Here is a 25369-nt window from a genome sequence, read left to right on the forward strand (position 1 = left end):
GTCGGTCCCAGAGAGGATTCCGCATGCCCGAACACCTGGCGGAGAAGCGCCACACCTTTCGAAGGCTGGTGCGAGAGAACCTCCGTCTCATTCTCGCCGCCGCTGCGATCTGCATCTTCCTCTGGCTTCTCGAGGAGGTTGGCGAGGGCGAGCTCACCAAGCTCGACTCTGGTGCCTACCTGCTCTTTGTTGAGACGCTACGCCAGCCGTGGCTCACGCCCATCATGGAGACCATCTCCGAGCTGGCTCAGCCCGTCGTGCTCTTGGTGATGCTGCTAACCGTGGAGGCGTTTGCCCCTGGAAGGCGTCCGGGTGTATGCACAGCCGTGAACCTCGCGTGTGCCGCAGCACTCAACGTCCTGCTCAAGCAGATTATCCAGCGTCCCAGGCCGGATGGGTTCTGTCTCATTGCCGAGACGGGCTACAGCTTCCCCTCTGGGCACTCAATGGTGGCGATGGCGTTCTACGGGCTTCTCGCCTGGATGGTGTGGCACTACGAGCGCGACCGCTTTGTGCGCTGGCTTTGCGTGATCGGGTTTGCGCTGGTGATTGCCCTTATCGGTATCAGCCGCATCTACCTGGGTGTCCATTACGCCTCGGACGTTCTTGCCGGCTTCTGCATATCGCTCATCTGGCTTGCGCTGTTTACCAAGCTGTTTGTCCCGCTGCTGCTAGACGAGAAGTACGCGACAACGTAGAGGCAGCGACCCCGGTTCGGGCGTCACGCAGACCGGCCCGCACGGCTCGCACGCTCCTTCTTCTTCCTGTATGCTGTAAGGACCAGCAGCGAGACCCCGCCGGCGCAGGCTGCAACGCACACCTGGAGAAGACCCCATGTGGCGTCTCCCATAACCGGCACCTTGACGCCGAGAATCTCCGCGGGTGCCGGCTGTTCGGGCTGGGGCACCGGCTGACCAGCAAAGCCATGCGAGAAGGTTAGACCGTCCGCAACCGCAGCGTTACCAACGCCGAGCGGGAAGCCTTTGGTGGCATCCCCCGTCATGGCGAAGGCGTACTTTAGGATTGGCGTTGAGGTACTTCTCGTTGTCCTGACCCTGGACCAGCGGATGGCCGATGCCCGTGCCATAGAGCGTGAGCCAACCAACCACATCCGGGTTGACCGCCACAAGCTCGCCAAAGCTAGGGTCATTGCTCTCGGCTGGCCCGTACGAGGCGAAATTCTCCTCGCTCGCCTGGCTCTCAACCCGGTTGTTGTCGAGCACGGAGTATGCAGTGAAGAGGACCACGAGCAGCACGGGAAGAACTCAGACACCCAGGTCACGGCACTCAAGGGACGGCCGCTCGAGACCATCGCCCCGACCAGGGCAAGGAGTTCGCGAGGCACGTGGAGGTCACCGAGGCCTAGGGGCCCAGCTCTACTTCTGCGAGCCCCACCACCCATGGCAGAAGCATCGTTGAGAACGCCAATGGCCTGAACAGGGAGTTCTTCCCGAAAGGCACGGGCTTCGCCAAGGTCACGGACGAGGAGGTCCAGCACGTCTTCCAGATGATTAATGACAGGTCGAAGAAGGTCTTGAGGTACAGGACGGCCGACGAGATCTACCGGGAGATGTTGCACTCAGTTTGACAATCTGCCTTGCAAAACGGGGAAGCGTGAACTCAACGAGCCGTCTGACCAGCGGCTATTTTTATTTCCAGCTCCGCGAAATCGCCCCAAAAACCGGAACTCACCTGGAACTCGGTCCCAAGCTCCACTTCGGCACGCGATAGCCGAGAATAAACGCAGCCCACTGGGGAGTAAACGCCGGGGCTGCGAAAGCACCGAACGATGGCGAGCAGCTGAGTTCACGCCAAAAAACGAGCGCCGTCGAGTCCTCCCCAGGCTTTGCTAGGGAAGTAAATCTCACTCACTAGGAGGTAAAGCCCTGAGCGGGGAAACGATGCTTGACTCACGCATTTGAGTACCTGTTCGCCGATAAGGTGAAGGGGCATGCGAGTTGCCGGCAACTACTTCTCTAGACATTCGACCCAGGTGCCGGGGCGTACCGTCCGTCGCCCATCCTCGCAATAACTGCTTCTATATTGTCCGTTTAAGGGTAGTACTTTTAAAAAAATAGCAAATATGCTACTCTTAAGTCGGAAATAACGAGAGGAGAAGGGGCATGGCAGACCGTCTCTATCGCCGCGAGGCATACCTAGAGAAGATTCGTCCGTTCGTCGACGATACGGGAATCATCAAGGTGGTGACGGGCATCCGCCGCTGCGGCAAGTCCTGCCTCATGGAGACGGTCGCCGAGGAGGTCATCGAGCACGGCGTGCCGGCGGGAAACATCATCTTCATCGACCTAGAGAAGCGTGGCCTGAGAAGCGTCAAGACGCCCGACCAACTCGAGGCAGTCATCGAGGGGCGCATACCGTCCGGCACCGAGGGCACCGTGTACCTCTTCATTGACGAGGTCCAGAGAGTCGAGGGTTTCGAGGAGGTCGTCAACGCCTACCGCGCCGATGGCGGGTTCTCGGTGTTCATCACCGGGTCGAACTCCTATCTGCTGTCCGGCGAGCTCATGACCAACCTCACCGGCCGCTACATCGAGATAGAGCTGTTCACCCTCACGTTCTCCGAGTACCTCGAGATGCGCGAATTCTTGGGAAAGCCTGCGGCTCCCGAAGCACAACTGTTCCGCGAGTTCCTGCGCTACGGCGGCTTCCCCAAGTCACTGGAGCTCGACGACCCGCAGGCCAAGGCGCGCTACATCGAGGAGGTCGTCGGCCAGATCATCGACAAGGACATCCGCTCGCGCCACAAGATACGCAACCGGTCCACCTTCGAGAAGGTGATGACCTACATCATCAACAACTTCGCGGCGCCAACGAACCTGACCGGCATCGCAGAGTACCTGCGCAACACACAGGGGATCCCCATCAAGCGCGAGACGCTCGCGAGCTACATCGAGCTGCTGGTGAAGGCGAAACTGCTCTACCGCTGCGACCGCTTCGACATGAAGTCGAAGCGGTCCCTGCAGGGCGGCGAGAAGTACTACCTCGCCGACACGGGCATCTACTTCGCCCGCAACGTCAATGCCACCATGGACTACGGACCTCTGCTCGAGAACGCAGTCTACACGTACCTGAAGTACAAGGACTACCGCGTGAGCGTCGGGCGGATCGGGAAGCTGGAGGTCGACTTCATCGCACGAAGGGCCGACGAGGGATACGCCTACATACAGGTGTCCCTGTCGGTTGCCGATAGGGCCGTCGAGGAGCGCGAGTACCGGCCGTTCTCGCGGGTGCGCGACAACTACCCACAGTACCTGCTCACGCTGGACCCACTGCCTCTCGAGAGGGACGGGGTCACGCACCACAACCTCGTCGAGCTCATGGCATCCAGCGACGAGCTGTAGGGGGCGTTCCGGAAGATGCGCATTTGAGGGCACCGGTTCCAATAGATACAACTGTATACGACTAGATGCTAAGAGAGAGGAAAAGAATGCGCTAGCTGGGCCTACTCCCACTCGATGGTCACATCGCCGGAAAACCGTCCGTATCGTGCAATGCCGTATCGTATCGTCCGCCTGGTGTCACCACGTTCGCGCTTTCCGCGAGTCAATGTCGAATCAGGCTCTGATTCGGGACGTTAGGGAGTAGTTGCATCAGGGCGCGAAATCGCTGCGAAACAGGCGTTCACTGCGCAACTGCTCCCCGAATCCCCAGGAAGAATGGTAGCGGGTGGCCTGGCGAGTGATTCGGTACCGTGAGCTCGATGCCGGTAGTCAGCGGAACAGCTCGTCATGGGAGCCGGTCCTCTGGAAGTAGGCGATACCGGACTCCGTTCTCCAGATCACGAGCCAGTCGCCGGCGTTCGCCACATGGCACTCGCTGCTACCCGCCCATTTGCCCGAAAGTCGGTGCATGTTGTGCCTCTGCTTTAAGATTTCCTGGGACTCCGAAGTGTTGGCGATTACGAGGTCGACGACCTCCTCGAGTTCTCGCAGGTCCCAGTTCCGCTTGGCCGCCTTCTTCTTGAGGTCGCGGCTGAACGCGGGCGTGAACTTCGCCTGAAGGTGTCCCGTCATGAGAGTGCCGCCTGGATGAGGTCGTGTCCGGAGCTGAAACTCTCGCCCTTCCCGGAACGGATCATCTCGTCGGTCTCCTTGATGGCCGCAAGCGACTCGTCGTTCGGCTCGGGATCGGACAGCGTGAGGGGGATCCTGTTCTCCCTGATCATCTGGAGGTAGAAGGCGCGTGTGACCGAAGATAGGTCGAAGCCGAAGTGCTCGGCTACACGGGAAGCCCCCTCCTTGACATCGCTGTCGACGCGGATGGTTACCGATGAAGCCGCCATGTACTACCTCCATTTCATAATGTAAGTACATTGTCATTATATCGCCTTACGCATACATTTCAATAGGATCAGGATGCACTCCGCACTCGGATGAGTGACGCCGGCCGAATTCGGGAGGGCGCACGGCGGAATCGGCAACACAGGGATTTGACACTTAGCCACTAGTCACCGAGCTGTCTCAAGCCACAAATTTCAGGGCTTACCTGGGGTTTGTGGCTTTTCTCATGGGTCGGTCTATGGTGAGACATCCTGACTTTTGCAGTTTGAAGAGGCCGTTTGACCCACTTTACCTGGTCAAACGGCCTCTTTTGCGTTGAATGTTTCCGGACGGCGCACCGTCCGTCCCGCTATCCCCAGCCGATCTTCCTGCCCTTGGCGAAGAGCGCCTTGACGTCGCGGGTGCGCATCCACCTCCTGGGAGCGTCCAGGCCGACGAGCGCGAAGACCTCGTCCGTGAGGTCGGTCCTGTGGTCGAAGAGCCACCAGCCGCCGCCTGCGTAGGAGCAGTCGAGCGCGCGCATGTCGTCGAGCAGCGCCCCCGCGGAGGGATGCGAGGGCAGCGCCCCCTGCGAGAGACGGACTATGAGGAGCGCCGGGTAGCAGGTCAGGAAGTGCGCCCTCATGTGCTCCCTGGCCCAGACGCAGACGGGCCGGGAGGAGAGCCCCCCGGTCTTGGTGACGCGGAACGACTCCTCGATCCTCCAGAGCTCGCGGTCGGCTTGGCTGACATGGAAGGCTCCTCCCTCTCGGCTGCTCTCGCCCAACTGTACACGGTGGCTGCATTGAGCGCCCCGAGCGCCCCGGCCACACCCTTTCCGCCCATTCCGCCCTGCACGAGCCTGACGGCCTCTGCCTTCGTCTCGGAGTCATGGTGGCTGAAAGGACGGCCGGCCGTCCTCACATGCGCGGCATCGTTCTCCCGGATCCAGGCATACATGGTCTGCCTGCAGGGATATCCAAGCCTGCGGATCGCGAGGGTGACCTTCCCGCCGCACCCCTCGAGGACTTCGAGCGCCCCCCTTCTTCTGTTCTGGCGCAAAGCTCATTGCAGACTCCTGACTGGACCGCATCGGGTCCAACTTCTCGTCCTCATGCCCCGATCCGTATGCATACTCATATGATTCCCTACAAAGCCTGTATGGCGGAAATCAGCAAAGCATCGAATACCGTGAGCGGGCTGACAGAGTGTGCGCAGCCTTGGAATCAAGGTTTTCCATCTTGCCCACAGCCGGCGCAGAACACAATGAACCCCGCCCCCCTGAGCTCATTTCATGGCGGCCATGGGAGAATACTCGTAAAAATATCGCGAAGGGCCGCACATTTCGGGCTGCTTTCACGTTGTAGTAGGTAGGGGAGGTGGTTTGGCTTGCCTAGACGGGAGATCGGCGGCCTGGATCCGGACCGGGCGCGCGAGATTGCCGAGGAGTGCTACGACGACGTGCTGGCGTACTGCAGGCGCCACGCGCCCGCCGGGCACGAGGCGGGTGACCTCGCGCAGGAGACGTTCCTGCGCTTCGTGCGTGCCCAGGGGTACCGCGAGCGCGGCAAGCCCATCGCCTACCTCATGCGGATAGCGAGAAGCGTATGCGTCGACGCCAGCCGCGAGAGGCGGCTGGAGACGGTGAGCCTTGAGTTCGATGTCGCCACCTGCGAGCGCGACGGACGCGAGGCGGATCTCGACCTCGCATTGGAGCGGCTGCCAGGCGAGCTGCGCGAGGTCGTGGAGCTGCGGTTTGGCTTGGGGCTCGGGGTAAACGAAGTCGCCCAGACCCTCGGGATAAGCCGATTCGCGGCGCGCAGGCACATCAAGGCAGCGCTGAAGACGCTCGAAGAGGACTTGAAGGAGGGTGGTCTTGATGGGTAAGGCGGAGCGAGCGAGGCTCGAAATCGAGCTCTCCCAGCACTATTCCGCCCAACGGGAGGAGGCGGACCCGAACACTATCGACTCGCTCGCGCAGGCCATGGCCGCCGAGGACGAGCGGACGAGCAGGGCCCATGGCCGCCGGATGGGGTTCGCCCAGTTCGTCGCATCCCAGGTGCGCTACATCCCTCTATGGACTTGGGTCGCGCAGCTGGGGATTGTCGCGCTCATGCTCGCCGCGGCGAGCAGCACCGCGGACGCGAACCTCGCGAAGCTCGTCATCGGCGTCCTCTCCGCCGTAACCGTGCTCGTCGGCATGCCCAGCGTGCATGCGAGCAAGCTGCACGGTGTGGCCGAGCTGGAGTACTCGTGCCCCAGCAACGCGGTGAGCGTGATGGTGGCGCGCCTGATCGTTCTGGGTTGCTCGTCGTCACTGGTGGTTGCCCTCATGGTTGGTGCGGTCGCGTCCTCCCTGGACGCCAACGCGCTCTCGGTCGCGCTTTGCGCCTGTCCACCGTTCTTCTGCTCCTGCGCCGGCTCGCTAGCGCTGCTGAGAAGGGCGGCGCCCTCTTCTGCCGCAGTGCTCTGCTGGGCATGGGTGGCCGCATGCTGCGCCATGCTCATGGCCTTTGCGAGCATATGGCCGGGCATGTACGGGACGGCTTCTCTCGCCTCGTGGATCGCCGCGGCCGCCGTGGCGCTCGCGTGGCTCGTGCGCGAGGTTGCGATGCTCGTACACGCGGTCTCTGCAGGGCTGGACGCGTTCTCACCGCATATGGCGAAAACCTACCACTAGACAAGGATTGCAGTATGGAACTCACATTGGATCGGCTGACCAAGCAGTTCGGGGCGAGGATAGCCGTGGACCGCGTGTCGGCCAAACTTTCCCCGGGCGTGACGGGGCTTTTGGGCGCGAACGGCGCGGGCAAGACCACGCTCATGCGCATGGTCTGCGACGTGCTGCGCCCCACCGGCGGGCAGGTTCTGCTCGGCGGGCGCGACGCCCTATCGATGGGCGACGAGTATCGGGCGCTGCTCGGCTACCTCCCACAGGATTTCGGCTACTACCCCGACTTCTCGGCGCTCGAGTTCATGCGCTACATGGCCACGCTCAAGGGCTTCTCCAGCCGAGACGGCCGCGCCCGCAGCGTGCAGCTGCTCGATGAGGTCGGGCTTGCCGACGACGCGCGGCGCAAGGTGAAGACCTTCTCCGGCGGCATGAAGCAGCGCCTCGGGATCGCCCAGGCCATGCTAAACGACCCTGCCATCCTGGTGCTCGATGAGCCCACGGCCGGCCTCGACCCCAAGGAGCGCGTGCGCTTCCGCAACCTCATCGCCAGCTTCGCCCAAAACAAGATCGTGATACTTTCCACCCACATCGTGGGCGACGTGGAGTTCATCGCCAGCCGCATCCTCGTGATGCGCGAGGGCAACTTCCTCATGAACGGCACGCCTGAGCAGGTGATTTCACAGGCTGCGGGCAAAGTGTGGGAATGCCATGTGGAGGCGCATCGCGCCGAGGAGATGTCGGCGCATATGCTCGTGGCCAACGTGCGCTATGCCACAGACGGGCATGCGGTGGTACGCGTGGTGGCAGACGCCTCGCCCATGGAAGGGGCGCAGACAGTCGAACCCACGTTGGAAGACCTGTACCTGCACGCGTTCCGCGACGCGGGCATCCATTAGGAGCGCGCAATGGGAGAGCTCATCAAGTTCGAACTCAGAAAGATAATCGGCAACCGCGCAGGCATGGCGGCGTGCCTGATCGCGCTCGCCTTGCTGGCAGGCATGGCCTTCATGAACCTGGCGACCACAACCACGCGCGACTACGCAACGGGCGCCGCCGTGGAGGGACTCGCCGGCCAGCAGACATATCGCAACAACGAGGAGTCGCATGCCGGCGTGCTCGACGACGCCCGAATTGCAAAAGACGCAGCCACCCTCGATTGCGCCAACGAGCTCGCGGAGGGGACCCCCGGCTATTACGACCTGTCGAGCGACGCGATGATCGCCCAGTACGGTCTCGAGTTCTGGCAGCAGACGAGGTTCGTTGCCTCCGACGACTACTACAACGAGATCGTGGGCACGCTCGATAGCGCAAGCCCGCGCGCGACGAGCCTGCGAGAGGGCTCGCTTGCGAGGGTAGACGCCACGCTGTCCGACGGCTTCGAGCACTATTTCCCCTACAGCGATGCCGAGGCGTCCTATTGGCGCGGCATGTTCGACCAGATTCAGTGGCCGGTTGAATTCGGCTACGCCGGCGCATGGAAGAACGCCTTGGATTGGGCGAGCTTCCTCGCTCTCTCGATCGTGGCGCTGTGCATTGCCCTCTCGGGCGTGCTCGCGGGAGAGTACCAGAACCGCACTGCCGCTGTGGCGCTGCCGACGAGACGCGGCAGGAGGGCTCTCCCCGCCGCCAAGGCCGTCGCGGCGCTCGCGTTCGTCACAGCCTACTGGTGGCTTTGCTCGGCGGTCGTCGTGGGAATCGACGTGGCCGTGTGCGGCGCCGGAGGGTGGGATCTGCCGGCGCAGGTGGTCTTCGGGTTCGACAACCCGTACCCGCTCACAGTCGGGCAGGCCATGCTCGCCGTCTACGGCCTGGGGTATCTCGTCGCGATCGGCATGGCGGCGCTCACGCTGCTCCTGTCTTCGAAGATGCGCTCCACGATGCCGGTGGCCGTGATTCCGATGGCGGTGGCCTTCCTCGGGATGTTCGCCCTCTTCATCCCTCCGCTCGCGAAGCTTGGGGCCCTCACGCCCATGGCGGGACTGAACTTCGCATTCAGCCGCATGGTCAGCTACGCGGCGGGGACGGCGGTAATCGACCTTCCCACTGCGCTGGCGATTCTCTACGCAGTCCTCCTAATGACTTGCACACCGCTTGCGATGCGCGTTTTCGCGAGACATCAGGTAGCCTAGATGTCATGTGCCAACAGGTTGTTGACACATGACGTGACAAAAGGGAGGACTCCTCCAAGCTGTGACTTGTCGAAGGTTGCAGCGAGAGGGGCCCCTGTTCCAGCATTCCAATTCACGGCTCACGCCCCGCGGGCGGCGGAGGCTCGTCGAGCGCGTCCGCGCCGGCGCGCTGGACCACGGCCGGGGTTCGGGCGGCCGGCTCCTGTGCCTGCACGTGGCGGTCGACGACCGCAGCCGCGTGGCCTACGCCGAGCTGCTCGGCGACGAGCGCAAGGAGACCTGCGTCGCGTTCATGGGGCGCGCCCGGGACTTCTACCGGGGGCTCGGCGTCGAGGTCGAGCGCGTGATGACCGACAACGGGCCGGGATACCGCTCGCGGCTGTTCAGCGAGTGGCTCGCGGCGTCCGGCATCGCGCACAGGTACGCCAGGCCCTACAGCCCCTGGCGGAACGGGAAGGTGGAGCGAACGAACAGGACGCTCGCGCAGGAGTGGCAGTACGCGCGCGCCTACGCGAGCGAGGGGGAGAGGGCTGCCGCCCTCTCCCCCTTCATCGACCGCTACAATTGGGAGAGGCCCCACAGCGCCTGCGGCGGCCTCCCGCCGATGTCACGCATCGTCGGTGTAAACAACGTCATGGCACACAACAGCTAGAGCCGGTAGGTAGCCCGGCCGTCTCGCACATGCGGGGTAAGTGACCCTCCCTCCTTGGGTTGTCCGTTCTCTTGCGCAACCACGTACAGGGAGGAAATCCATGGAGCGATCCAGCATCACGCTGACCGTCTTGTTCGACGCGCCCTTTTGGGTGGGCGTCTTCGAGCGCGTCGAGAACGGCCGGCTTGCCGTCGCCAAGGTCACCTTTGGCGCGGAGCCGAAGGACTACGAGGTGCGCGACTTTGTGCTCGGGCACTTCTACGACCTCAAGTTCAGCCCCGCGGTAGCCGCAGAAGAGCACCACACCAGCGAGAACCTCAAGCGTCGTCAGCGAGCTGCCTAAAAACAGATGTAGGAGACAGGTATAGGCACAAAATCACAGCAGGCATTACAGCCATCTTGGCATCGGGGATTGCGGACATCATGCTGCTGAGGAGGGAGCGCAGGGGGCGTTGGTGAGATTGCCGAGGCAATCGGCAGCATGGGCGTTTTCGCTGAGTTGGCATGGCGGACGTGCGGGGTCCCCGCTCTTCCGCCAACGAAGCCGTTAAGTCGTCCCGAAGCCAGCAGTGGGCATAAGCCCTCAGGCGCTTCGGGAGACCGCATTCCCACGGCATAGCGATGACTCGTTTGGTCTGCGGAAACGCTGCATTCGCGATCATGGCGGGCTGTATGCCCGGACCTTTTGCTCACCGGCATGCTCTCTCAGCAGCGGCCGCAGGCCCGAACTGCATGAAGTCCGTCGCAGATGGCGCGCAGGCTCAAGGAGCTCGGCAACCCGCTCTCGACAACGATGCCCGAGCGCCAAGGCCCGGGAGGCGGGTCTTCCGGGAGGGGCCGGCTGCTGTCGGGGGCTGCGTGCCCTCCCGGACTCAGATGCGCGGCTTTCCGTGCCAGCCTTCCTCGCGCGATCAGAACCTTCCTGCGCGCCACCAGGCGACCGCGACCTGGACTCGGCTGTCCAGGCCGAGCTTGGAGATGATGCGGGAGACGGAGCGCTTGACCGACGCGGGCTCTATCGACATGATTTCGGCGATCTCGGCATTGGAAAGGCCCTCGGCGACTGAACTGCCTCCCATTTCTCGTTGTCCAAGAAATGGGAGGCAGTTCAGTTACGGGAGGCGCATCCATCACGATCATCGAAGCGATTGTGTGCTCCGGGCTCGCCCCGAGCGTCCGGAGCGTTTGTGCGGGCGTCGCCAGGATGATGGGGTTCGCCAATCGCCGTAGGAAGAAGGACACCATGCCGACATCTACCAAAGCCCCATGCAGCGGGTCTTGCTATGCGAATGCCACCGCACAGGAAGCCGCGCGGAAATTCCTAGGCAGGCACCGGATCATCGTTGCCGGGGCCGCCGCCGCATTGATTGCCTGCGCGGCCTGCGTCGCATCGCTGGAGCCCGGCGTCGAGGGCCTCGCCGTGTTCATGATCGACGCCCTGATCGTCTCGCTCGCCTCGACGGTCCTCAACAGATGTAACTTCAGCAAGCTCCTGGGCATCATGTCCACCGACTGCGACGCCCGCAAGATGCTCGACGCGGCGTCCCTTCTGATGGAGAGGCGCAGGAGGCCCAAGGAAGCGCCCACGTACGAGCTGGTCTGCGCCATGTGCTCGGCGCAGCTGGGCTGCGACGACGTCGCCCTCCAATGGGCAGACAAGGCGGAATCCGAACAGAAGCTCGGCCTGTCCAACAGGCTGCTCGCATGCAACGTGCGAGCGGTGGTGGCAGGGCACCGCGGCGACCGGAACGAGCTGGCGAACGTCCGCGGACAGGTAGCCGCCCTTAGTTCGGAAATGCGCGCTTCGGGCGCGCTCCGCAGAACCGCCGACCTGCTAGCCTCGTGGATCGACTTCGACCTCGCCCTGGGCGACGGCGACTGGCAGCGTTGCAGCGAGCTCTTAGGCTCGATGCAGGTGCTCAGCGCCACGCGCCAGCAGAAGGTGAGCACGGAGCATCGCCGCGGCATGCTCGCAGAGGCCCGCGGCGACATGGGTGCCGCGGGCGACCGCTATGCGTTCGTCGCCGCGAACGGCGGTACCTGCCGCATGGCCAGGCAGTCCGCCGAATGGCTGGACATGCACAAAATGCGATCCGAGGCAGGGCGCTCGGCAGGAAGGCTATGCGAAGATACATCTTCTATTGTATTATAATAATTTTTATTTTTCATCGATTCATCGGGACCGCGGACGTATCTGCCGGCTGGTCCAACCAGCCGGCAGATACGTTCTGTCCCAGAGAGAGGTTGCCCTATGAACGGCTTCAAGAAATACGCCGCAGAGTTCGTCGGGACATGCGTCCTGGTGACGATAGGCTGCGGGACGGCGGCTGCCCTGGGGTGCGACGGAGCCAGCATCGACGCCGCCTACGTCCTGACCGCGCTGGCGTTCGGACTGTCGATCGTCGCCATGGCGTACTCGATCGGCAACGTCTCGGGCTGCCACGTCAACCCCGCCGTCTCGCTCGGCATGCTCCTGTCCGGTCGCATGAGCGGCAGGGACTTCGGCGGGTACCTGGTCGCCCAGTTCCTCGGCGGCGTCCTGGGCGCCGCCCTCGTGGGGGCCTTCATGGGCTGGAACGGCAAGTTCGGCGCAAACGGCCTGTACGATGGAGACGTCGCCCTGTCGCTGCTCGTGGAGCTCGTCTTGACCTTCGTCTTCGTGATGGCGGTGCTGGGCGCGACCGACAAGGCAGAGAACGCGAGTGTGGCGGGCCTGGCGATCGGCCTGTCGCTCACGCTCGTGCACATCCTCGGGATCCACTTCACCGGCACGTCCGTGAACCCGGCGCGCTCCCTGGGCCCGGCCCTATTCACGGGCGGCGCCGCGCTGTCCAGCGTCTGGGTATTCTTCGTGGGTCCCTTGGCCGGCGGGGCCCTTGCCGCGGGGGTCTATCGGCTTGTTTCCGGAAAGCCGAAGCCCGAATAGCCAACCCGCTGCCTCCCGCCCGAAGGCTCTCATGCAACACATTGGGCTTCGAGGCCGACCGCAGCTAGGGAGATGTCAAGGCCTCGGAATGCCCGGCTGACTAGCCGGGCATTTTCTTTTGCACGCACAGCGTGGAAAGGGGCCTTTCCTGATCCGCTGCTCCACAACATAGCCATTCTCCTCGTGACGCCGACGGAACAACCGGCGTCAATCGGCTCCGGAGCCCTCCCTGGAGGGACCCGGGCGCCGAGGCGCCCGGGCGTGGGCTGCTACGCCTCGCTCAGGCAGTTGCGGTGGTGCCTGAGGAACGCTCGGCTGCCGCCGAGGACGAGCATGCTCACGAAATCGAAGCGGACCGCGTAGTCGGCGCTGCCGGCCGCCTGCGCCAGGTAGGCCGCCGCGACCCTCTCGAGCGCCGCGCGGTCGACCTTCTCCTCGGGGAACCCGTCGCCGCCGTCCTGGACGACCTCCGTGATCACGAACACCAGGTCGTCCTCCTCCCGGGCGATGAATTCGACGCCGTCGGTGCCGTGCGCCCAGCCGCTCTCGAGGATCTCAAAGCCCCTGCGCTCCAGGTAGGTGACGATTGCCTTCATTGCCTTCTCGTTGATGGTTGCCTCCATGGTGATGACCTCCTCGGGTTGTCAGCCCGCCCCTTTGGCGTGCCTTGCGGCTCCGAGTTCGCCGGGGTTCGCGGAGGGCGCAGGGGATCAAGCGAAAACCCGGAGGGCTTGAGTTTTCCGTCAACCAACATGGGAATCCGGACGGAAAAGTTTTTCGCGGCCCTTGCGCCCGGAGCGGTTCCCGGCGAGCGTGGGGAGCCTAAAGGAACGCCATGAGGCGGGCACGCGTTCCGAGGAGGCCTCCCCTGGAGCGCTCCCACGAGACGGCATGCGGGATCCGGCCGCCCTCCGCGCAAGGCCATCGAAGCCCGAGAACTCGAGCCTCACGGTGCCAGGCGCCACCTGGGAGCTTGGAAGAGGACTTCCGGGATTCGTCCGTCGGAATCGAATCAGGGGCTCTAGCGATGGCTCATCCCGCGGAGGTCGAGGCGCTCGGCGTTGACGGCGGCCGCGGCGGTCTCCCATAGCGGGCCGACGACCTCGCGCACGAAGCGTCCTGCCCCTTCGGCAGGCGGCGTCCGGCGATGACGCCCGCACAGGTTCGTCTGACTACGCTAGGCAAGCCGCTCGCGCGCGGCGTCCGGCACCTGATCGGGCTGGACTTCCTCCCACGAGACCACCTCCCTCACGGGCATGTACCCGAGCTTCAGGTAGGCGCCGTCCCTGAGCCGCTTGCTGGCGGTGAAGGCGAGCTGACGATGCCCGCCGTGCTCGTCATAGGCATCGAGGGTGTACTCCCAGACCTCCTCGTCGCCGTCGTCCTTCCTCTGCGCGGCCGCATCGTCCACCCGGACGTACCAGATGGATGCGTTGTCGGTGTTCGTGAGGTAGAAGACACCAGCCACGGCTCCCAGCACAAGGACACCCAGGACGATAGTTGCGATTCTCCTTGCCATTGCTTGATCCTCTCTCTTCGTTTGGCTAATTCGATCCGACGCCTGCGAGGCTCACGACGATGGTGTCCCGGCATGCGCCACGACCTGGGTGCAGGCACAGAGGGCCGCGGCGGTGAAGACGGCGGCCATGGCGAGGAAGGCGGGCAGCTCGGAGGGAGCGAGCGGGCCTCCTCCATTGCTGTTCGATGCCAGATGCAGGAGGGCCCAGGGCCACCACAGCCCCCAGCCCTTGGCCGTGAGCATGAGGCCCGCGATGCCGCCCGCAAGGGCGATTCCCACCGGCGCCGCAAAGCTGCGCACGAGGGCCGATACAAGCAGCTGCACCGCCACCACGGACACACCGCCGACCCATGCGAGCAGCAGGTAGACGATGTAGTCGGCTGATGGGAGCCCCGGGAGGCCCACGGCCTTCCCACAGGCCATGAACAGCACCCCCGTCGCGGCGAGCGCGACGGCCAGCATGCCCGCGCCCACGGCGAGCTTCGCGGCAACGAGACGCCAAGGCGCCGTGGGGCTCGCAAGCACCTGGTTCCAGTTGGTGCCCGCATGCTCGAGTCCCATGAGCCAGGAGCATCCCGCGCCGATGAGGGCCGGCAGGAAGAAGTAGAGCTCGAACAGGGTGTGCTGCGTCCAGAGGTTCTCCCAGCCGGGCGTCAGCAGACCCAGGTTCTGCTGGTAGTTGAAGGTGCCGATGACTGCCGCGATGAGGGGGAGCGCCACGTAGGCGATCCAGATGGGCGCGCGACGCAGCTTGGTGACCTCCGCGCGCAGGGCCTGCGTTCTCATGCTAGAGCTCCTTTCTCGCGAACCACCATGCCGAGATGGCGATGAGCGTGGCGCACATGCCAGCCAAGAGGGCCGCGTCGCCCCACGGGAAGGGGACGCCGTGGAAGGACGTCGTCCCTGTGGCAGCGTCCCAGTCCATGAGCACGCACGACAGCAGGCCGAAGTACCCGCTGGGGACCAGGCGCTGGATGGCGGGAGGAAAGAACAGGCTGAACAGGCCCGCGAGCGAGAGGCCGAGGCCCACCGCCAGCGAGGCGAACTGGTTCTCCCAGCGCAGGGCGACGGCCTGCACGAGCACGGCCACCATGAAGGCGGGCCCTATCTGACAGATGGCAAAGGTCATCAGTCTGCCGAGGCCAACTTGGTCGGTGAAGCCCTTGTAGGACGCCAGCGCCGCGAGGCCCACGGTCTCCAACACGACAGCGACGGTGATGAGCGTCAGGCTGCAGACGAGCTTGGCGGCGAACACCGTGCCTGCCCGCTGCAGGCACAGGAGTTCCTTCAGTGCCTGCGCCTCGTGGTCGACCTCGCATACGCGCGATGCGACGATGGCGGCGAACAGGGTCATGACGATGGAGTTGATGAGCGGGGCCATGTAGAGCAGGGATGCCGTTCCATCCGGGAACCCCTGGGAGGCCCGCCCGGCGACGGACGCCATCCACATGACGCAGAGCGCTGCGGTGCCGAGGCAGACGAACCACATGCTCCTGCGCCTGAGCTTCGCGAACTCGAGCATGACCGCGCGCATTACAGCCCCCTCCCTTCGGTGAGTGTGAGGAAGATGTCCTCGATGCCCTCGCTGCGCTCCTCGATCCGCATGATGCCAATGCCCTCTCGTGCGAGCGCAAGGGAGGAGCGCGCCACCACGGCGTCATCAGCGAAGGGTGCGACCAGCCAGCCATCCTGCTCGACGGCTCCCAGCAGCGCGGACGCACGGCGGTTGTCGGTCGTACGGAACGCCAGCTGACGTTGGGCGCGAGCCCGCAGGTCCTCAAGCGCCCCCTGCCACACCATCCGTCCTTGGCTTATGATGCCCACATAGTCGGCCATCTGCTCGACCTCCGAGAGCAGGTGGCTTGATACCAGGACAGTGGTGCCATGCGTCTGGGGTAGCCTGCGGATGAGCTCCCGCATCTCGTGGATGCCCTCGGGGTCGAGCCCGTTGGTTGGCTCGTCGAGCAGTACGATCCGGGGGTTGCCGAGCAGTGCGATGGCAAGGCCCAGGCGCTGTCTCATGCCCAGCGAGAACTGGCCAGCTAGCTTCTTGCCCGTGCCGGCCAGGCCCACCGTCTCGAGCGCCTCATCAATCGATTCGGCGGGCAGCCCCTTGAGCCTGCGAATGATGTCAAGGTTTTCGCGCGCCGTCAAGTGCTTGTAGCAGCTGGGGTTCTCGATAAGCGAGCCCACGTGCGCGAGGACCGTGAGCCGGCTCCGCCGGTCCATCCTCTCTCCCAGCACCTCCACCTCGCCGGCCGTTGGCCGCGCGAGGCCGAGGACCATCTTCATGGTGGTAGACTTGCCCGCCCCGTTGGGGCCGAGGAAGCCGTATACCGTGCCCTCGGGCACCTTGAGTTCGACGCCGTCCACGACGCGCACCCCACCGTATGATTTGGTGAGCGCACTTGTGGCGATGGCCAAAGTGGACATGCTCGCTCCTTTCGTTCGGTCTGCTTTAGCGACAGCTCGGATTTTGGGGCACGCGCCTTTCTCTCGCCTGTCCCCAAGCTTTCGCGAGCCTTTCGTTTCGGGTGAGGCGCGGGTGCTCTGGGCCTGGGATACCCCGCCCCGGGATACAATGGGGGCCGGCGTTGGGAGGCGGCATGAGAGACATACACGAGGCGCGGGTGCTGGTGGTCGAGGACGACCCGACCCTGCTCGGGCAGCTGGCCGAGCTGCTCGAGCGCGAGGGCTACCGGTCCGTTCACGGCGCGGGGACCGTGGCCGACGCCCTGATCACGGTCGCAACCTGGCAGCCCCAGCTGCTCCTGCTCGACGTGATGCTGCCCGACGGCAACGGCTTCGACCTGCTGCGCCGGGTGCGCGAGACGAGCGACGCCCCGGCGCTGTTCCTCTCCGCGCGCGACGAGGACGCGAGCCGCCTGCGGGGCCTGGGCCTGGGGGCGGACGACTACATGGCCAAGCCGTTCCTGCCCGCCGAGCTGCTGCTGCGCCTGGCGGCCGTCCTGCGCCGCAGCTACAACCTGCCAGACGCGCTGCCCGCCATCGTGCTCGGAGAGGTGGAGGTGGACCTGGCCACGGGCGAGGTGAGGCGCCTCGGCGCCGTCGAGTCGACGCTAACCGCGAAGGAGCACGCGCTCGTTAAGAGGCTGAACGAGAGCCGCGGCTCCATCGTGACGACGGACGAGCTCTGCCGCAGCGTCTACGGGGACGAGTTCGGCTACGCCAACGCGCTCGCGATTCTCGTGCGGCGCTTGCGCGAGAAGGTCGAGGACGACCCCTCCCACCCGCGCTGGGTCGTCACGGTGCGAGGGCTGGGCTACCGCCTCATGCGCGAGGAGGCGCGATGAGGGGGCCGCTGCGCGCACGGCTGAGGGGAGTCGCGGGCTTGGCCGCATCCTGCGTCCTCGGTGCCGTTGCCATCCTCGCGGTCAACATGGCCGTCGTGGGGGCCGCCATGTACGCCGAGGGCCTCGCGGGCGGCGGCACCGCCCCGGAGGCCTCGAAGGTGTCCGAGTCGATCGTCGAGCGGGACGGGGCGTATGCCGTCCCGCCGGACATGGAGCAGGCGCTTCGCGACAATGACAGCTGGGCCCTGCTCATCGACGAGGGGGGAAACGTGGTCTGGGGCCTCGGCGTGCCAGACGACGTGCCCACGCGCTACACCCCGGCGGACGTGGCTTCCTTCGCGCGCTGGTACCTCAACGACTACCCCGTGTCCTGCTGGCGGCGCGATGGGAAGCTCGTCGTGGTGGGGTCCCCCAGGGGCTCTGCCTGGAAGTACAGCTTCTCGCAGGGCTTCGACGAGTTCAGCGGCGGGGTGCTGCTCCTGGTCGCGCTCTTCTGCGTGAACCTGGTCTCGCTCGTCGTATTCGTGAGCGCGCTCTCCCGGCGCTCGTGGAAGCGGCGCGACGACGCGCGCAACGAGTGGGTCGCCGCCGTGTCCCATGACGTGCGTACGCCGCTCTCCGCGGTCATCGCCGACGCCTCGCTCCTGATGGAGGGCCCCGATCTCGACCCCGGCGACCGGGAGCGGGTGGCCCGCATCGTGGCGAAGTCGAGGGAGGCGGCAGGCCTGCTCGCCGACCTCAACGCGGTGAACCGGCTGCGCTACGCCATGGAGCCCATCGACGCCGGGGACGTGCGCCTGGCGGCGGTGCTGCGGTCGGTGGCGGCGGGCTTCCTGGACGAGGGGACGGGTGCCTGCGAGCTGGAACTCGACGTGGCGCCTGCCGCCGAGGGCGTCTGCGTGCGCGGGAGCGAGTCGCTGCTGCGTCGCATGGCGGTAAACCTCGTGGGGAACAGCTTCCGGCACAACCCGCAGGGCTGCCGCGTGACGGTCTCCCTTGATGTCCGAGGCGGGCTCCCCGGCACCCCGCTCGGCCGGCGGCTTGTGCTCGTCGTGAGTGACGACGGCCGGGGCCTTGGGGCAGATATGCTCGCGGCGCTCGGGAGGAGGTCGGGCTCCGACCTCCCCGAGCACGGCCTCGGCCTCGTGATCGTGCGGCGCATCGCCGCGGCGCACGGCGGGGAGGCGCGGTTCTCGAAGAACGCGGGAGGGGGATGCCGCTGCGCCGTGACCCTGCCCGCCGGCCGCCGCCGTATGAAACGCATTCCCAAAGCGAGTCCCTCCCGGTGAAGCGCGCCCCGGCTCTTCGATACGGGAAACGGGAGGCAGTTTACGGAAGCGGCGGGGGCTCTAGCGGCGCCTCATACCCAGGATGTCGAGGCGCTCGGTGTTGACTGCGGACGCCTCGGTCTCTCCGCGCAGGTCGACGAACTCGCGCGTGAGCCGCTCGATCTCCTCGTGCAGGCGCTCGTCGACGGTGACGCCCGCGCCGATCCGCCTCAGCTCCCGCAGCAGCTCCACCATGTGCTCCCGCAGCGCCCGGTAAACCCGGACGTTCGGCACGACGGCGATCGCCTCGTCGCGCAGCCTCGCCATGATGAAGTCCTGCTTGGACATCCCGCTCTCCTCGGCGACGCGGTCGAGCCAGCGCTTCTGCTCCGGCGTCATCCTGAAGCCGACGGTGACGCTGCGCTCCCTGCGGTCGTTCGGACAGGGCATCAGAACCCCTCCTTCGAGGCGTTGAGGGCGCGCGCCATCTCGTTCTGCTTGTCCGGGAACAGATGGGCGTACCTGAAGGTGATGTCGGAGCTCTCGTGCCCCATGCGCTCCGCTATGGCGACCGCCGAGAAGCCCATCTCTATCAGCAGCGAGACGTGGCTGTGGCGCAGGTCGTGGACGCGGATCCTCTTGACGTGCGACGCTTTGCAGCCGCGGTCGAGCTCGTGGTGGAGCTTGGCCTTCGTGAACGTGAAGATTCGCGCGTCGGGGTCCAAGAAGAGGGATCCGACCCACTGCTCCAGCTCCTCTCCGAGGAACTTAGGCAGGACGACATCTCTGACGGATTTTGGCGTCTTGGGCGGAGTGACCACGTCGCGTCCCCGGAGGCGCTGGTAGGACTTCGTCACCTTCAGTTCCGAACGGGCGAAGTCGAAGTCCGAAGGGGTGAGCGCGAGCAGCTCCCCGAGTCGGAGGCCGCACCAGTACAGAATCTCGAAGGCGTAGTAGCTCTCCGGCTTGTCCGCCACGGCGTCGGAGAACCTCAGGTACTCGTCGCGTGTCCAGAAGAGCATCTCCCCGCCCTTCGACGAGCCCATCCTCGTGGTGCGCGCGCACGGGTTGGAGGCGAGGCCGTAGTAGCGCACGGCGTGGTTGAAGATGGCGGACAGCTGGTTGTTGATGGTTCTGAGGTAGGTCTGGGAGTAGGGCTCGCCCTTCTCGTTGCGGTGAGCCATGAGCCCGTTCTGCCAGCGGACTACGTCGAGGGGCTCTATCTCGTTTACGCGCATGTTCCCGAAGCACGGGAGGATTTTTCCCTCTATCATGTACTTCTTCGTGATCCAGGTATGCTCCCGCAGCCTGGGCCGCACGTCCCGGGAATAGACTTCGTAGAACGAGGCGAAGGTGGAGTCCACCGACCCCTCCGCCTCCGCGGAGAACTCCTTTTCCCAGGCCTTCGTCTCGTTCTCCGTCTCGAATCCTCGCTTTGTCTTGTGCCGCAGGTCCTTGTTGTAGTCGCGGTACCAGACCTGTGCCGTCCAGGTACCGTTCGCCTCGTGTCTCACCGACATCCCGTCTCCTCCCAATCGTTCTGGATGGATATACAGCACGTATTTGTGCTGTATATCGAAGTAGAATAACAGCACGTTAGCGTGCTGTCAATCGATTGCGCACGGTTGCGTGCTGTAATATGCTTTCCCCATCCAAGGAGCAAGGAGGACCCGTGAGCATTGGCGAGCGCATACGAAGGTACCGCAACGACGTCGACATGACCCAGAGGGAGCTCGCCGAGGAGGTGGGGCTCACCGAGTCCGCCATACGCAACTACGAGCGCGATATCAGGACGCCGGGCGACGAGCAGATCGAGAGGATCGCGGAAGCGCTGGACGTGTCAGCCGACTCGATTCGCGAGGTGGGCGTGAGCGGCGCAAGGGGCGCGCTCGAGGTTTTGTTCAGGTTCGAGCGGGAGCTCGGGTTGAAACCGGTCGCCACCGATGCGGGCGTCGCTGTCGCCCCGGACCCGTCGAGGCCGGGCTCGCAGAAGGCCGCACAGGCGTTGAATGCATGGAAGCGCATGCGGGACCTTCTGGAAAGCGGAGAGATCTCGGAAGGGGAATACGAGGCCTGGAAGGCCAGGTACCGAGGCTGAAACCCAATGAAATCACCTGAGGGTGACGACCGGAGCCGCTCTCTCTCCTTATCTTGCGATTGTCGCATTAATGTATTACTGTATCTAATACAGATATTACATTGACCGCAGGAGGTGCACGCCATGCTCCTGGAGTTGGACTTCTCGGACGCAATCCCCGTCTACCGGCAGATTCGGAATCAGATTGTGCGGGCCATAGCGGAAGGCGGGCTCGCGCCGGGCGAGCGCCTGCCGACCGTCCGGGCCCTCGCGTCGGAGTGCGGCATCAACGTTATGACCGCGAGCAAGGCCTACCAGCTTCTCAAGCAGGAGGGGCACGTGCGGGGTGACCGGCGCGGCGGCACCTTCGTGGCAGAGCCGGATGCCAGCTCGGGTCCCAGCCCCGGCGCCGTGGAGGCGCTGCGGCTGCAGCTGGACGAGCTCGTTGCAGGCGGCATGCCGCGCGAGGAGGTACTCGCGCTCTGCGGGCGCCTATTGGACGGGGTTCCCTCCCGAAGAGAAAGGGGTCTGCGATGAGTTCCGTTTCCGCGATCTGGCTTGTGTGCTGCTGGCTTCCCATTCCGATATGGTTGGCGCTCAGGGACAGCGCCCGCTTCAAGAAGAACATCGCCGTGGGCGTGACGCTGCCTCGCGAGGCGCATGGCGACGGGCAGGTAGCGGCCATCCTCTCGGGGTATCGTCGCCGGCAGCTCGCGTGCGCCGTCGCGCTCGTTGCCGTCGCACTGGCGGGCGCCGCCGCGGGGTCGGTCCGCGCGCTCGCGGGGTCGCTTGCGGTCTGTTGGAGCATTTGGGTTCTCGTCGCCTGCATAGCCCCGGAGGTCGTCTTCGCGTGCGCGAACGCGAGGCTCGCCGCCCTGAAGGACGAGCGCGGGTGGCGCCGCGACGGGAAGGACGGCCCCCGGCGCGTGACGGTCGCGGACATCGGGGCGGCCGCCCAGCCCCGAACGCGCACCTCGAACGCGTGGTTTCTCCTCGCCGTCTCGGCAAGCATGGCCCCCGCGCTGTTCGACCGCGGGGGCCTGCCGGTCTACCTGCTCTCCGCCGCGGGCGCCCTCGCGACATGGGCGGTCTTCCGCTGGTGCTACCGCGACCGCAGCGAGGCGGTGGACGCCGACGGGGCCCTCACACTGGCCCTCACGCGCATCCGGAGGCGCGCCTGGGGGCGCGTGTGCCTCTTTGCGGCCGCCGCGTTCTCGCTCGTGAGCTGGTCGCAGCTCCTCTTTCAAGGCTCGCCCACTCTGTACCTCGTGGGCATGACGCTTCCCGCCGCGGCCCTGTTCGTCGCCTCCTTCGCGACCGAGATGCGCGTCCGGGGCCTTCAGGAGCGCCTCACAAAGGGCAGCGGAGAAGGGTTCTACATCGACGAGGACGACCGCTGGGTCTTCGGGCTCCTCTACTTCAACCCCGACGACTCCAGCCTCATGGTGAACGACCGCGTCGGGGTCGGCACGTCGGTCAACCTGGCGCGGCCCGCCGGCAAGGCGATAGCGGCAGTGCTCGCGTTCGTGCTGCTCTGCCTGCCACTGGCCGGCGTGTTCATCGCCGAGGAGCTGTCGGCGCCGGTCACGCTGGAGCTCTCCGGGCAGACGGTCCGCGCGAGCCACGTGCTGACGAGCTACGAGATCTTCGTCGGCGACGTCGAGTCCGTCGATGCGCTCCACCGGCTCCCCGATATGACGCGCACGTTCGGGGGCTCCGCGGACACCTGCCTCGAGGGCGACTTCTCGAGCGAGGAGTACGGGCCGCTCAAGGTGTGCCTGGACCCCGAGGCGGGCCCGTGGCTCCTCGTGCGCACGAAGGGCAGCACGGCATACCTCCTGGGAGCGAGCGACCCGGTCCGGACAACTGCCGTCCTTGAGGGGCTCGGGGCAAGCGAGCACTGAGGGCGGGCGGCGGTTCACGGGAGTGGCCCGAACGCGCCGTCCGCTCAAGAGCCGCACACGGTGCCGCGCTCTCTTCAAGGTGGCGCGTTGCGTCTTTCCGATAAGGCCGCCGCGTCGGCGACAGGGCTTCGGGGAACACCGCGATCTTCACTCTCGCATTACTACTGCCGTTTCTTGAGACCCAATCCGTCCCCGCAATTGGCCGGCTAGCGCGGTGGGAAGAGTGAAAAACGACGTTTCTAGAGCCCGGAAATAGGCGTAAAAGCGGCGGAAAGCGCGTTTCCGGGTGTTTTTTCCCTCTTCGCTTCTACCTGCGGCTTTTCAAAAAGAGGGGGGCGAAAAAGCGGGGTGACTACAAGGTGACTACATGGCACGGCGCCAGATGCCCCTCTGGCTTGAAAACGCGATGAAATCTTCCATCACCGCGTTGGCATGTTTTGGCATCCGTTCGCCCCTCTTAGCAGGGAATGTCATCACGTCGTCCTCTTGAAGGGTTGTCGAGAGTATTTCCCCAGGTTAACGCCTATAGAATCAGCCCCGAAACGGTCTTGTTTCGGGGCTGATTCCTACGTTTCACTCTCGGAAAGTCCGGGTGGCTTCGTCCTAGTCGTGCCAATAGATGCTAACCACTGCCAACAGGCGGGCGGCTTGCAACTAGATAGAACGAAGGCCCAGCTCACTCCCACTCGATGGCGTCGGTTCTGCCGTCCCGTCACTCCAGTTACACCCAGTTTTCGGCATCGACACGGAACGCGTGCCGCCGAATGACGCGATGTCGCGTTTCGTCGGCTTCGGGGACAAAAGCTGGGACAACCTCAAAAACTTTTTTCAAACTCAGGGCTTTGAGTTTTTGTTTTTGTCCCAAAGTGCGCGGCGGGTCGCCTTTGGAGGCTCGATGGCGCCGAAAACGCCCGTTTTGAAACTCAACCGCCCTTTTGCCCGCAAGCCGCCAGCTGCAATCGCAAGTGAATTAACGCGGGTGGCTTGCGCGCCATTTGCAAAACCCCAGGTCGCAGGTCTTCGCCATTCGTGAACAAAGTGAGTAGTCTCAGGTGGCTTGCTTATGAGTTGGCGAACGGGCCTTCAGGATTCAGGGCAAACATGCTGGTAGAATAGGATTCTCAAATCAATGACAGGAGACCGAGCATGGCCGAACCCCACGATAGGAAGCCGATCCTCACGATCGAGCAGCAGATAGAGCACCTCAAGCAGAAGGGCGTAGCCTTCGAACTGTGTTCCGAGGAAGAGGCCGCGGACTACCTGCGCGACAAGTGCAACTTCTTCAAGCTCGCATCCTACCGCAAACTCTTCTCGAAATACGAGGGAGGCCCGCGCGACGGCCGCTACGTAGACCTCGACTTCGGCCAGCTGCGCCTGCTCGCGGCGCTCGACCAGGAGCTGCGCCACGCCCTGCTCGGCATGACGCTCGACATCGAGCATTTCCAGAAGGTGACACTGCTTCGCGAGATGGAGGACCGTGGAGAGGACGGCTACGCCATCGTGGCCGACTACATGGCATCGCTTACCACTGCAAACAGGGAGTACCGCCTGCGCGAGCTCAAGATGAGCGGCCGCAGCCCCTACAGCTCGAGCCTCTACGCGAAGTACTCCGGCGACATGCCTGCCTGGGCCTTCCTTGAGCTCACCTCGTTCGGCACCCTCATCGACTTCGTGCGCTTCTGCGCCAGGCGATGGGGCGACAGGCGCCTCGAGGCCTCCCACTACGACCTCAAGCGCGTGAAGTCCGTCCGCAACTGCGCCGCGCACGGCTCGTGCCTGATCAACTGCTTCGCCGAGAGGGGCGCCGCCCGGGGCTCGGCGTCCAGCGGCGTCTCCCGAAGGGTCGCCGCCGTGGGGATTCCCAAGGCGACCAGGAGGAAGTGGATGGGGAATACGGCCATGCAGGAGGTCGCGACCGTGCTCGTGGCGCACTCCGGCTTGGTACCCGAGGGCTCCTCGCGCTCGCGCGCCGCATCCGAGCTCGCCGAGATGTTCGCCAGGGCCGACGGCGAAACCGAGGCGCTGCCCGACAAGGGGCCCGACGCCGCAGCTCGCTCCGCGCTCGAGTTCCTTCGCAGGTTGACAGAATCGCTCGGGTTGGTAGAATAGCCTGCAGATAGCAAAACCTTCACGGTTTTAGGGGCGGACTTGCGCAAGCGACTCTGCCCTATTTTTATATTCACTCGCTATAGGAGACGGATGATACCTGGGTCAATGACAGAACTGAGAAGCCCGGAATAATGGAGCCAGTTAGAAACCCTCGGGTTTGCGGGGCGGGATCATGAGAGCGATTCTGCCCTATTTTTTTCCTCCGTCTGCCCCAACCAAGTAGTTCGAAGATAGCCTGTAGGTGTCCTCGTGGGCGCCTTTTATAATATGAGCAGGACATTGTCAATAGGCAATGAAGGGCCAAGGGCGATTTCGTTCGCCCTTGGCCCAATCTATCTCCTCCGCAATCCCCGTTGACAGCGCGTGTCGGATCGACGCCCGTCTGGCAGTTTAATATTCGCCCATCGCGCAGAATGCGCCGGTGCATCTCGTTGCTACGGCCGGCCCCTCCGTCTCGTCTGTCTTTTGGCGTGCGTGGCGGCTTCGCCGCCGCACGAAAAAAATCCGAGGATGGAGG

30 protein-coding genes are annotated in these 25369 nt (G+C 64.6%); 17 read left to right on the forward strand and 13 right to left on the reverse strand.

Annotation, left to right across the window (positions count from 1 at the left end):
* Positions 1–23 precede the first annotated feature (23 nt).
* Positions 24–698, forward strand: a complete 675-nt coding sequence (locus E0E00_RS04380) for a phosphatase PAP2 family protein (RefSeq protein WP_130811331.1) — start codon at positions 24–26, stop codon at positions 696–698.
* Between the two features lie 23 nt (positions 699–721).
* On the opposite strand, the gene E0E00_RS04385 is transcribed toward E0E00_RS04380, so the two are convergent.
* Both E0E00_RS04385 and E0E00_RS04390 read right to left on the reverse strand, forming a co-directional pair.
* Positions 722–1003, reverse strand: coding sequence for a hypothetical protein (locus E0E00_RS04385; RefSeq protein ID WP_130811332.1), 282 nt, complete (start codon positions 1001–1003; stop codon positions 722–724).
* Entirely contained in the window at positions 960–1256 is a 297-nt protein-coding gene (locus E0E00_RS04390) for a hypothetical protein (protein WP_130811333.1), read from the reverse strand. The genes E0E00_RS04385 and E0E00_RS04390 overlap by 44 nt, the downstream gene beginning before the upstream one ends.
* An 867-nt stretch (positions 1257–2123) precedes the next feature.
* Here E0E00_RS04390 and E0E00_RS04395 point away from each other — a divergent pair.
* On the forward strand, positions 2124–3362 hold the full coding sequence (locus E0E00_RS04395; RefSeq protein WP_130811334.1) for an ATP-binding protein: 1239 nt from the start codon (positions 2124–2126) through the stop codon (positions 3360–3362).
* A 369-nt stretch (positions 3363–3731) separates the two neighbouring features.
* On the opposite strand, the gene E0E00_RS04400 is transcribed toward E0E00_RS04395, so the two are convergent.
* The 3 genes from E0E00_RS04400 to E0E00_RS04410 all read right to left on the reverse strand — a co-directional run bounded on the left by E0E00_RS04400 (position 3732) and on the right by E0E00_RS04410 (position 5067).
* Entirely contained in the window at positions 3732–4034 is a 303-nt protein-coding gene (locus tag E0E00_RS04400; protein ID WP_130811335.1) for a type II toxin-antitoxin system YafQ family toxin, read from the reverse strand.
* On the reverse strand, positions 4031–4303 hold the full coding sequence (locus tag E0E00_RS04405; RefSeq protein ID WP_130811336.1) for a type II toxin-antitoxin system RelB/DinJ family antitoxin: 273 nt from the start codon (positions 4301–4303) through the stop codon (positions 4031–4033). The genes E0E00_RS04400 and E0E00_RS04405 overlap by 4 nt, the downstream gene beginning before the upstream one ends.
* Positions 4304–4650: 347 nt before the next feature.
* Positions 4651–5067, reverse strand: coding sequence for a hypothetical protein (locus E0E00_RS04410; protein ID WP_130811337.1), 417 nt, complete (start codon positions 5065–5067; stop codon positions 4651–4653).
* A 602-nt stretch (positions 5068–5669) separates the two neighbouring features.
* On the opposite strand from E0E00_RS04410, the gene E0E00_RS04415 reads away from it, so the two are divergent.
* The 6 genes from E0E00_RS04415 (at position 5670) to E0E00_RS04440 (ending at position 10078) form a co-directional block, all read left to right on the forward strand.
* Positions 5670–6167, forward strand: a complete 498-nt coding sequence (locus E0E00_RS04415) for an RNA polymerase sigma factor (protein WP_130811338.1) — start codon at positions 5670–5672, stop codon at positions 6165–6167.
* Positions 6160–6960: a hypothetical protein gene (locus E0E00_RS04420; RefSeq protein WP_130811339.1), complete on the forward strand. Its 801-nt coding sequence runs from the start codon at positions 6160–6162 to the stop codon at positions 6958–6960. The genes E0E00_RS04415 and E0E00_RS04420 overlap by 8 nt, the downstream gene beginning before the upstream one ends.
* A gap of 14 nt (positions 6961–6974) precedes the next feature.
* The gene (locus tag E0E00_RS04425; protein ID WP_130811340.1) at positions 6975–7850 is read left to right on the forward strand and encodes an ABC transporter ATP-binding protein; all 876 of its coding nucleotides are present in this window, start codon (positions 6975–6977) and stop codon (positions 7848–7850) included.
* Between the two features lie 9 nt (positions 7851–7859).
* Positions 7860–9083 carry an ABC transporter gene (locus E0E00_RS04430; RefSeq protein ID WP_130811341.1) on the forward strand — a complete coding sequence of 408 codons (1224 nt, stop codon included), beginning with the start codon at positions 7860–7862 and terminating at the stop codon, positions 9081–9083.
* Positions 9084–9144: 61 nt separating this feature from the next.
* Entirely contained in the window at positions 9145–9735 is a 591-nt protein-coding gene (locus tag E0E00_RS04435; RefSeq protein WP_130811342.1) for an integrase core domain-containing protein, read from the forward strand.
* Positions 9736–9835: 100 nt separating this feature from the next.
* Positions 9836–10078: a YjdF family protein gene (locus tag E0E00_RS04440; protein ID WP_130811343.1), complete on the forward strand. Its 243-nt coding sequence runs from the start codon at positions 9836–9838 to the stop codon at positions 10076–10078.
* Between the two features lie 568 nt (positions 10079–10646).
* On the opposite strand, the gene E0E00_RS04445 is transcribed toward E0E00_RS04440, so the two are convergent.
* A complete protein-coding gene (locus E0E00_RS04445) occupies positions 10647–10814 on the reverse strand; it encodes a response regulator transcription factor (protein ID WP_130811344.1) in 168 nt (55 codons plus the stop codon).
* 125 nt (positions 10815–10939) lie between these two features.
* On the opposite strand from E0E00_RS04445, the gene E0E00_RS04450 reads away from it, so the two are divergent.
* Positions 10940–11887, forward strand: coding sequence for a hypothetical protein (locus E0E00_RS04450; protein WP_130811345.1), 948 nt, complete (start codon positions 10940–10942; stop codon positions 11885–11887).
* A gap of 99 nt (positions 11888–11986) precedes the next feature.
* Positions 11987–12661: an MIP/aquaporin family protein gene (locus E0E00_RS04455; protein WP_130811346.1), complete on the forward strand. Its 675-nt coding sequence runs from the start codon at positions 11987–11989 to the stop codon at positions 12659–12661.
* A gap of 269 nt (positions 12662–12930) precedes the next feature.
* On the opposite strand, the gene E0E00_RS04460 is transcribed toward E0E00_RS04455, so the two are convergent.
* The 5 genes from E0E00_RS04460 to E0E00_RS04480 form a co-directional block, all read right to left on the reverse strand.
* On the reverse strand, positions 12931–13284 hold the full coding sequence (locus tag E0E00_RS04460) for a YraN family protein (protein ID WP_130811347.1): 354 nt from the start codon (positions 13282–13284) through the stop codon (positions 12931–12933).
* Positions 13285–13838: 554 nt separating this feature from the next.
* Positions 13839–14180: a YxeA family protein gene (locus tag E0E00_RS04465; protein ID WP_130811348.1), complete on the reverse strand. Its 342-nt coding sequence runs from the start codon at positions 14178–14180 to the stop codon at positions 13839–13841.
* Positions 14181–14231: 51 nt separating this feature from the next.
* Positions 14232–14966 carry an ABC transporter permease gene (locus E0E00_RS04470; RefSeq protein ID WP_130811349.1) on the reverse strand — a complete coding sequence of 245 codons (735 nt, stop codon included), beginning with the start codon at positions 14964–14966 and terminating at the stop codon, positions 14232–14234.
* Position 14967: 1 nt separating this feature from the next.
* A complete protein-coding gene (locus E0E00_RS04475) occupies positions 14968–15714 on the reverse strand; it encodes an ABC transporter permease (protein ID WP_130811350.1) in 747 nt (248 codons plus the stop codon).
* Positions 15714–16613 carry an ABC transporter ATP-binding protein gene (locus E0E00_RS04480; RefSeq protein WP_130811351.1) on the reverse strand — a complete coding sequence of 300 codons (900 nt, stop codon included), beginning with the start codon at positions 16611–16613 and terminating at the stop codon, positions 15714–15716. Before E0E00_RS04480 ends, E0E00_RS04475 begins: the two co-directional genes overlap by 1 nt.
* A 173-nt stretch (positions 16614–16786) precedes the next feature.
* Here E0E00_RS04480 and E0E00_RS04485 point away from each other — a divergent pair, with 173 nt between their 5' ends.
* Positions 16787–17494: a response regulator transcription factor gene (locus tag E0E00_RS04485; RefSeq protein ID WP_130811352.1), complete on the forward strand. Its 708-nt coding sequence runs from the start codon at positions 16787–16789 to the stop codon at positions 17492–17494.
* Complete coding sequence (locus E0E00_RS04490) at positions 17491–18783, forward strand: sensor histidine kinase KdpD (protein WP_130811353.1); 1293 nt, start codon at positions 17491–17493, stop codon at positions 18781–18783. The genes E0E00_RS04485 and E0E00_RS04490 overlap by 4 nt, the downstream gene beginning before the upstream one ends.
* A 60-nt stretch (positions 18784–18843) precedes the next feature.
* Here the strand turns inward: E0E00_RS04490 and E0E00_RS04495 are convergent, their stop codons facing one another.
* Positions 18844–19212 carry a DUF1778 domain-containing protein gene (locus tag E0E00_RS04495; protein WP_130811354.1) on the reverse strand — a complete coding sequence of 123 codons (369 nt, stop codon included), beginning with the start codon at positions 19210–19212 and terminating at the stop codon, positions 18844–18846.
* The gene (locus E0E00_RS04500) at positions 19212–20282 is read right to left on the reverse strand and encodes a site-specific integrase (protein WP_130811355.1); all 1071 of its coding nucleotides are present in this window, start codon (positions 20280–20282) and stop codon (positions 19212–19214) included. Before E0E00_RS04500 ends, E0E00_RS04495 begins: the two co-directional genes overlap by 1 nt.
* 152 nt (positions 20283–20434) lie before the next feature.
* Between E0E00_RS04500 and E0E00_RS04505 the strand changes: the two genes are divergently transcribed.
* The 5 genes from E0E00_RS04505 to E0E00_RS04525 all read left to right on the forward strand — a co-directional run bounded on the left by E0E00_RS04505 (position 20435) and on the right by E0E00_RS04525 (position 24852).
* Positions 20435–20860 carry a helix-turn-helix domain-containing protein gene (locus E0E00_RS04505; RefSeq protein WP_242622128.1) on the forward strand — a complete coding sequence of 142 codons (426 nt, stop codon included), beginning with the start codon at positions 20435–20437 and terminating at the stop codon, positions 20858–20860.
* A gap of 123 nt (positions 20861–20983) precedes the next feature.
* Positions 20984–21376 (forward strand): GntR family transcriptional regulator, encoded by a 393-nt coding sequence (locus E0E00_RS04510; RefSeq protein WP_130811357.1) that lies wholly within the window; start codon positions 20984–20986, stop codon positions 21374–21376.
* Entirely contained in the window at positions 21373–22743 is a 1371-nt protein-coding gene (locus E0E00_RS04515; protein ID WP_130811358.1) for a DUF5808 domain-containing protein, read from the forward strand. Before E0E00_RS04510 ends, E0E00_RS04515 begins: the two co-directional genes overlap by 4 nt.
* A gap of 772 nt (positions 22744–23515) precedes the next feature.
* A complete protein-coding gene (locus E0E00_RS04520; protein ID WP_123220199.1) occupies positions 23516–23776 on the forward strand; it encodes a hypothetical protein in 261 nt (86 codons plus the stop codon).
* A 113-nt stretch (positions 23777–23889) separates the two neighbouring features.
* On the forward strand, positions 23890–24852 hold the full coding sequence (locus E0E00_RS04525; RefSeq protein WP_075844146.1) for an Abi family protein: 963 nt from the start codon (positions 23890–23892) through the stop codon (positions 24850–24852).
* The last annotated feature ends 517 nt before the right edge of the window (positions 24853–25369 follow it).

This window comes from Olsenella sp. Marseille-P4559 (assembly GCF_900605015.1).
In the GTDB taxonomy this organism is placed as follows: domain Bacteria; phylum Actinomycetota; class Coriobacteriia; order Coriobacteriales; family Atopobiaceae; genus Tractidigestivibacter.

Bases quoted from the DNA above. Each gene is read 5' to 3' on its own strand.
- E0E00_RS04460 (WP_130811347.1), bottom strand. From the start codon at position 13,284: ATGGAGGCAACCATCAACGAGAAGGCAATGAAGGCAATCGTCACCTAC.
- E0E00_RS04455 (WP_130811346.1), top strand. From the start codon at position 11,987: ATGAACGGCTTCAAGAAATACGCCGCAGAGTTCGTCGGGACATGCGTC.
- E0E00_RS04500 (WP_130811355.1), bottom strand. From the start codon at position 20,282: ATGTCGGTGAGACACGAGGCGAACGGTACCTGGACGGCACAGGTCTGG.
- E0E00_RS04495 (WP_130811354.1), bottom strand. From the start codon at position 19,212: ATGCCCTGTCCGAACGACCGCAGGGAGCGCAGCGTCACCGTCGGCTTC.
- E0E00_RS04385 (WP_130811332.1), bottom strand. From the start codon at position 1,003: ATGACGGGGGATGCCACCAAAGGCTTCCCGCTCGGCGTTGGTAACGCT.
- E0E00_RS04400 (WP_130811335.1), bottom strand. From the start codon at position 4,034: ATGACGGGACACCTTCAGGCGAAGTTCACGCCCGCGTTCAGCCGCGAC.
- E0E00_RS04475 (WP_130811350.1), bottom strand. From the start codon at position 15,714: ATGCGCGCGGTCATGCTCGAGTTCGCGAAGCTCAGGCGCAGGAGCATG.
- E0E00_RS04450 (WP_130811345.1), top strand. From the start codon at position 10,940: ATGATGGGGTTCGCCAATCGCCGTAGGAAGAAGGACACCATGCCGACA.
- E0E00_RS04520 (WP_123220199.1), top strand. From the start codon at position 23,516: ATGTCGCGTTTCGTCGGCTTCGGGGACAAAAGCTGGGACAACCTCAAA.
- E0E00_RS04380 (WP_130811331.1), top strand. From the start codon at position 24: ATGCCCGAACACCTGGCGGAGAAGCGCCACACCTTTCGAAGGCTGGTG.
- E0E00_RS04430 (WP_130811341.1), top strand. From the start codon at position 7,860: ATGGGAGAGCTCATCAAGTTCGAACTCAGAAAGATAATCGGCAACCGC.
- E0E00_RS04440 (WP_130811343.1), top strand. From the start codon at position 9,836: ATGGAGCGATCCAGCATCACGCTGACCGTCTTGTTCGACGCGCCCTTT.
- E0E00_RS04480 (WP_130811351.1), bottom strand. From the start codon at position 16,613: ATGTCCACTTTGGCCATCGCCACAAGTGCGCTCACCAAATCATACGGT.
- E0E00_RS04515 (WP_130811358.1), top strand. From the start codon at position 21,373: ATGAGTTCCGTTTCCGCGATCTGGCTTGTGTGCTGCTGGCTTCCCATT.
- E0E00_RS04405 (WP_130811336.1), bottom strand. From the start codon at position 4,303: ATGGCGGCTTCATCGGTAACCATCCGCGTCGACAGCGATGTCAAGGAG.
- E0E00_RS04510 (WP_130811357.1), top strand. From the start codon at position 20,984: ATGCTCCTGGAGTTGGACTTCTCGGACGCAATCCCCGTCTACCGGCAG.
- E0E00_RS04465 (WP_130811348.1), bottom strand. From the start codon at position 14,180: ATGGCAAGGAGAATCGCAACTATCGTCCTGGGTGTCCTTGTGCTGGGA.
- E0E00_RS04490 (WP_130811353.1), top strand. From the start codon at position 17,491: ATGAGGGGGCCGCTGCGCGCACGGCTGAGGGGAGTCGCGGGCTTGGCC.
- E0E00_RS04445 (WP_130811344.1), bottom strand. From the start codon at position 10,814: ATGGGAGGCAGTTCAGTCGCCGAGGGCCTTTCCAATGCCGAGATCGCC.
- E0E00_RS04395 (WP_130811334.1), top strand. From the start codon at position 2,124: ATGGCAGACCGTCTCTATCGCCGCGAGGCATACCTAGAGAAGATTCGT.
- E0E00_RS04525 (WP_075844146.1), top strand. From the start codon at position 23,890: ATGGCCGAACCCCACGATAGGAAGCCGATCCTCACGATCGAGCAGCAG.
- E0E00_RS04470 (WP_130811349.1), bottom strand. From the start codon at position 14,966: ATGAGAACGCAGGCCCTGCGCGCGGAGGTCACCAAGCTGCGTCGCGCG.
- E0E00_RS04420 (WP_130811339.1), top strand. From the start codon at position 6,160: ATGGGTAAGGCGGAGCGAGCGAGGCTCGAAATCGAGCTCTCCCAGCAC.
- E0E00_RS04425 (WP_130811340.1), top strand. From the start codon at position 6,975: ATGGAACTCACATTGGATCGGCTGACCAAGCAGTTCGGGGCGAGGATA.
- E0E00_RS04485 (WP_130811352.1), top strand. From the start codon at position 16,787: ATGAGAGACATACACGAGGCGCGGGTGCTGGTGGTCGAGGACGACCCG.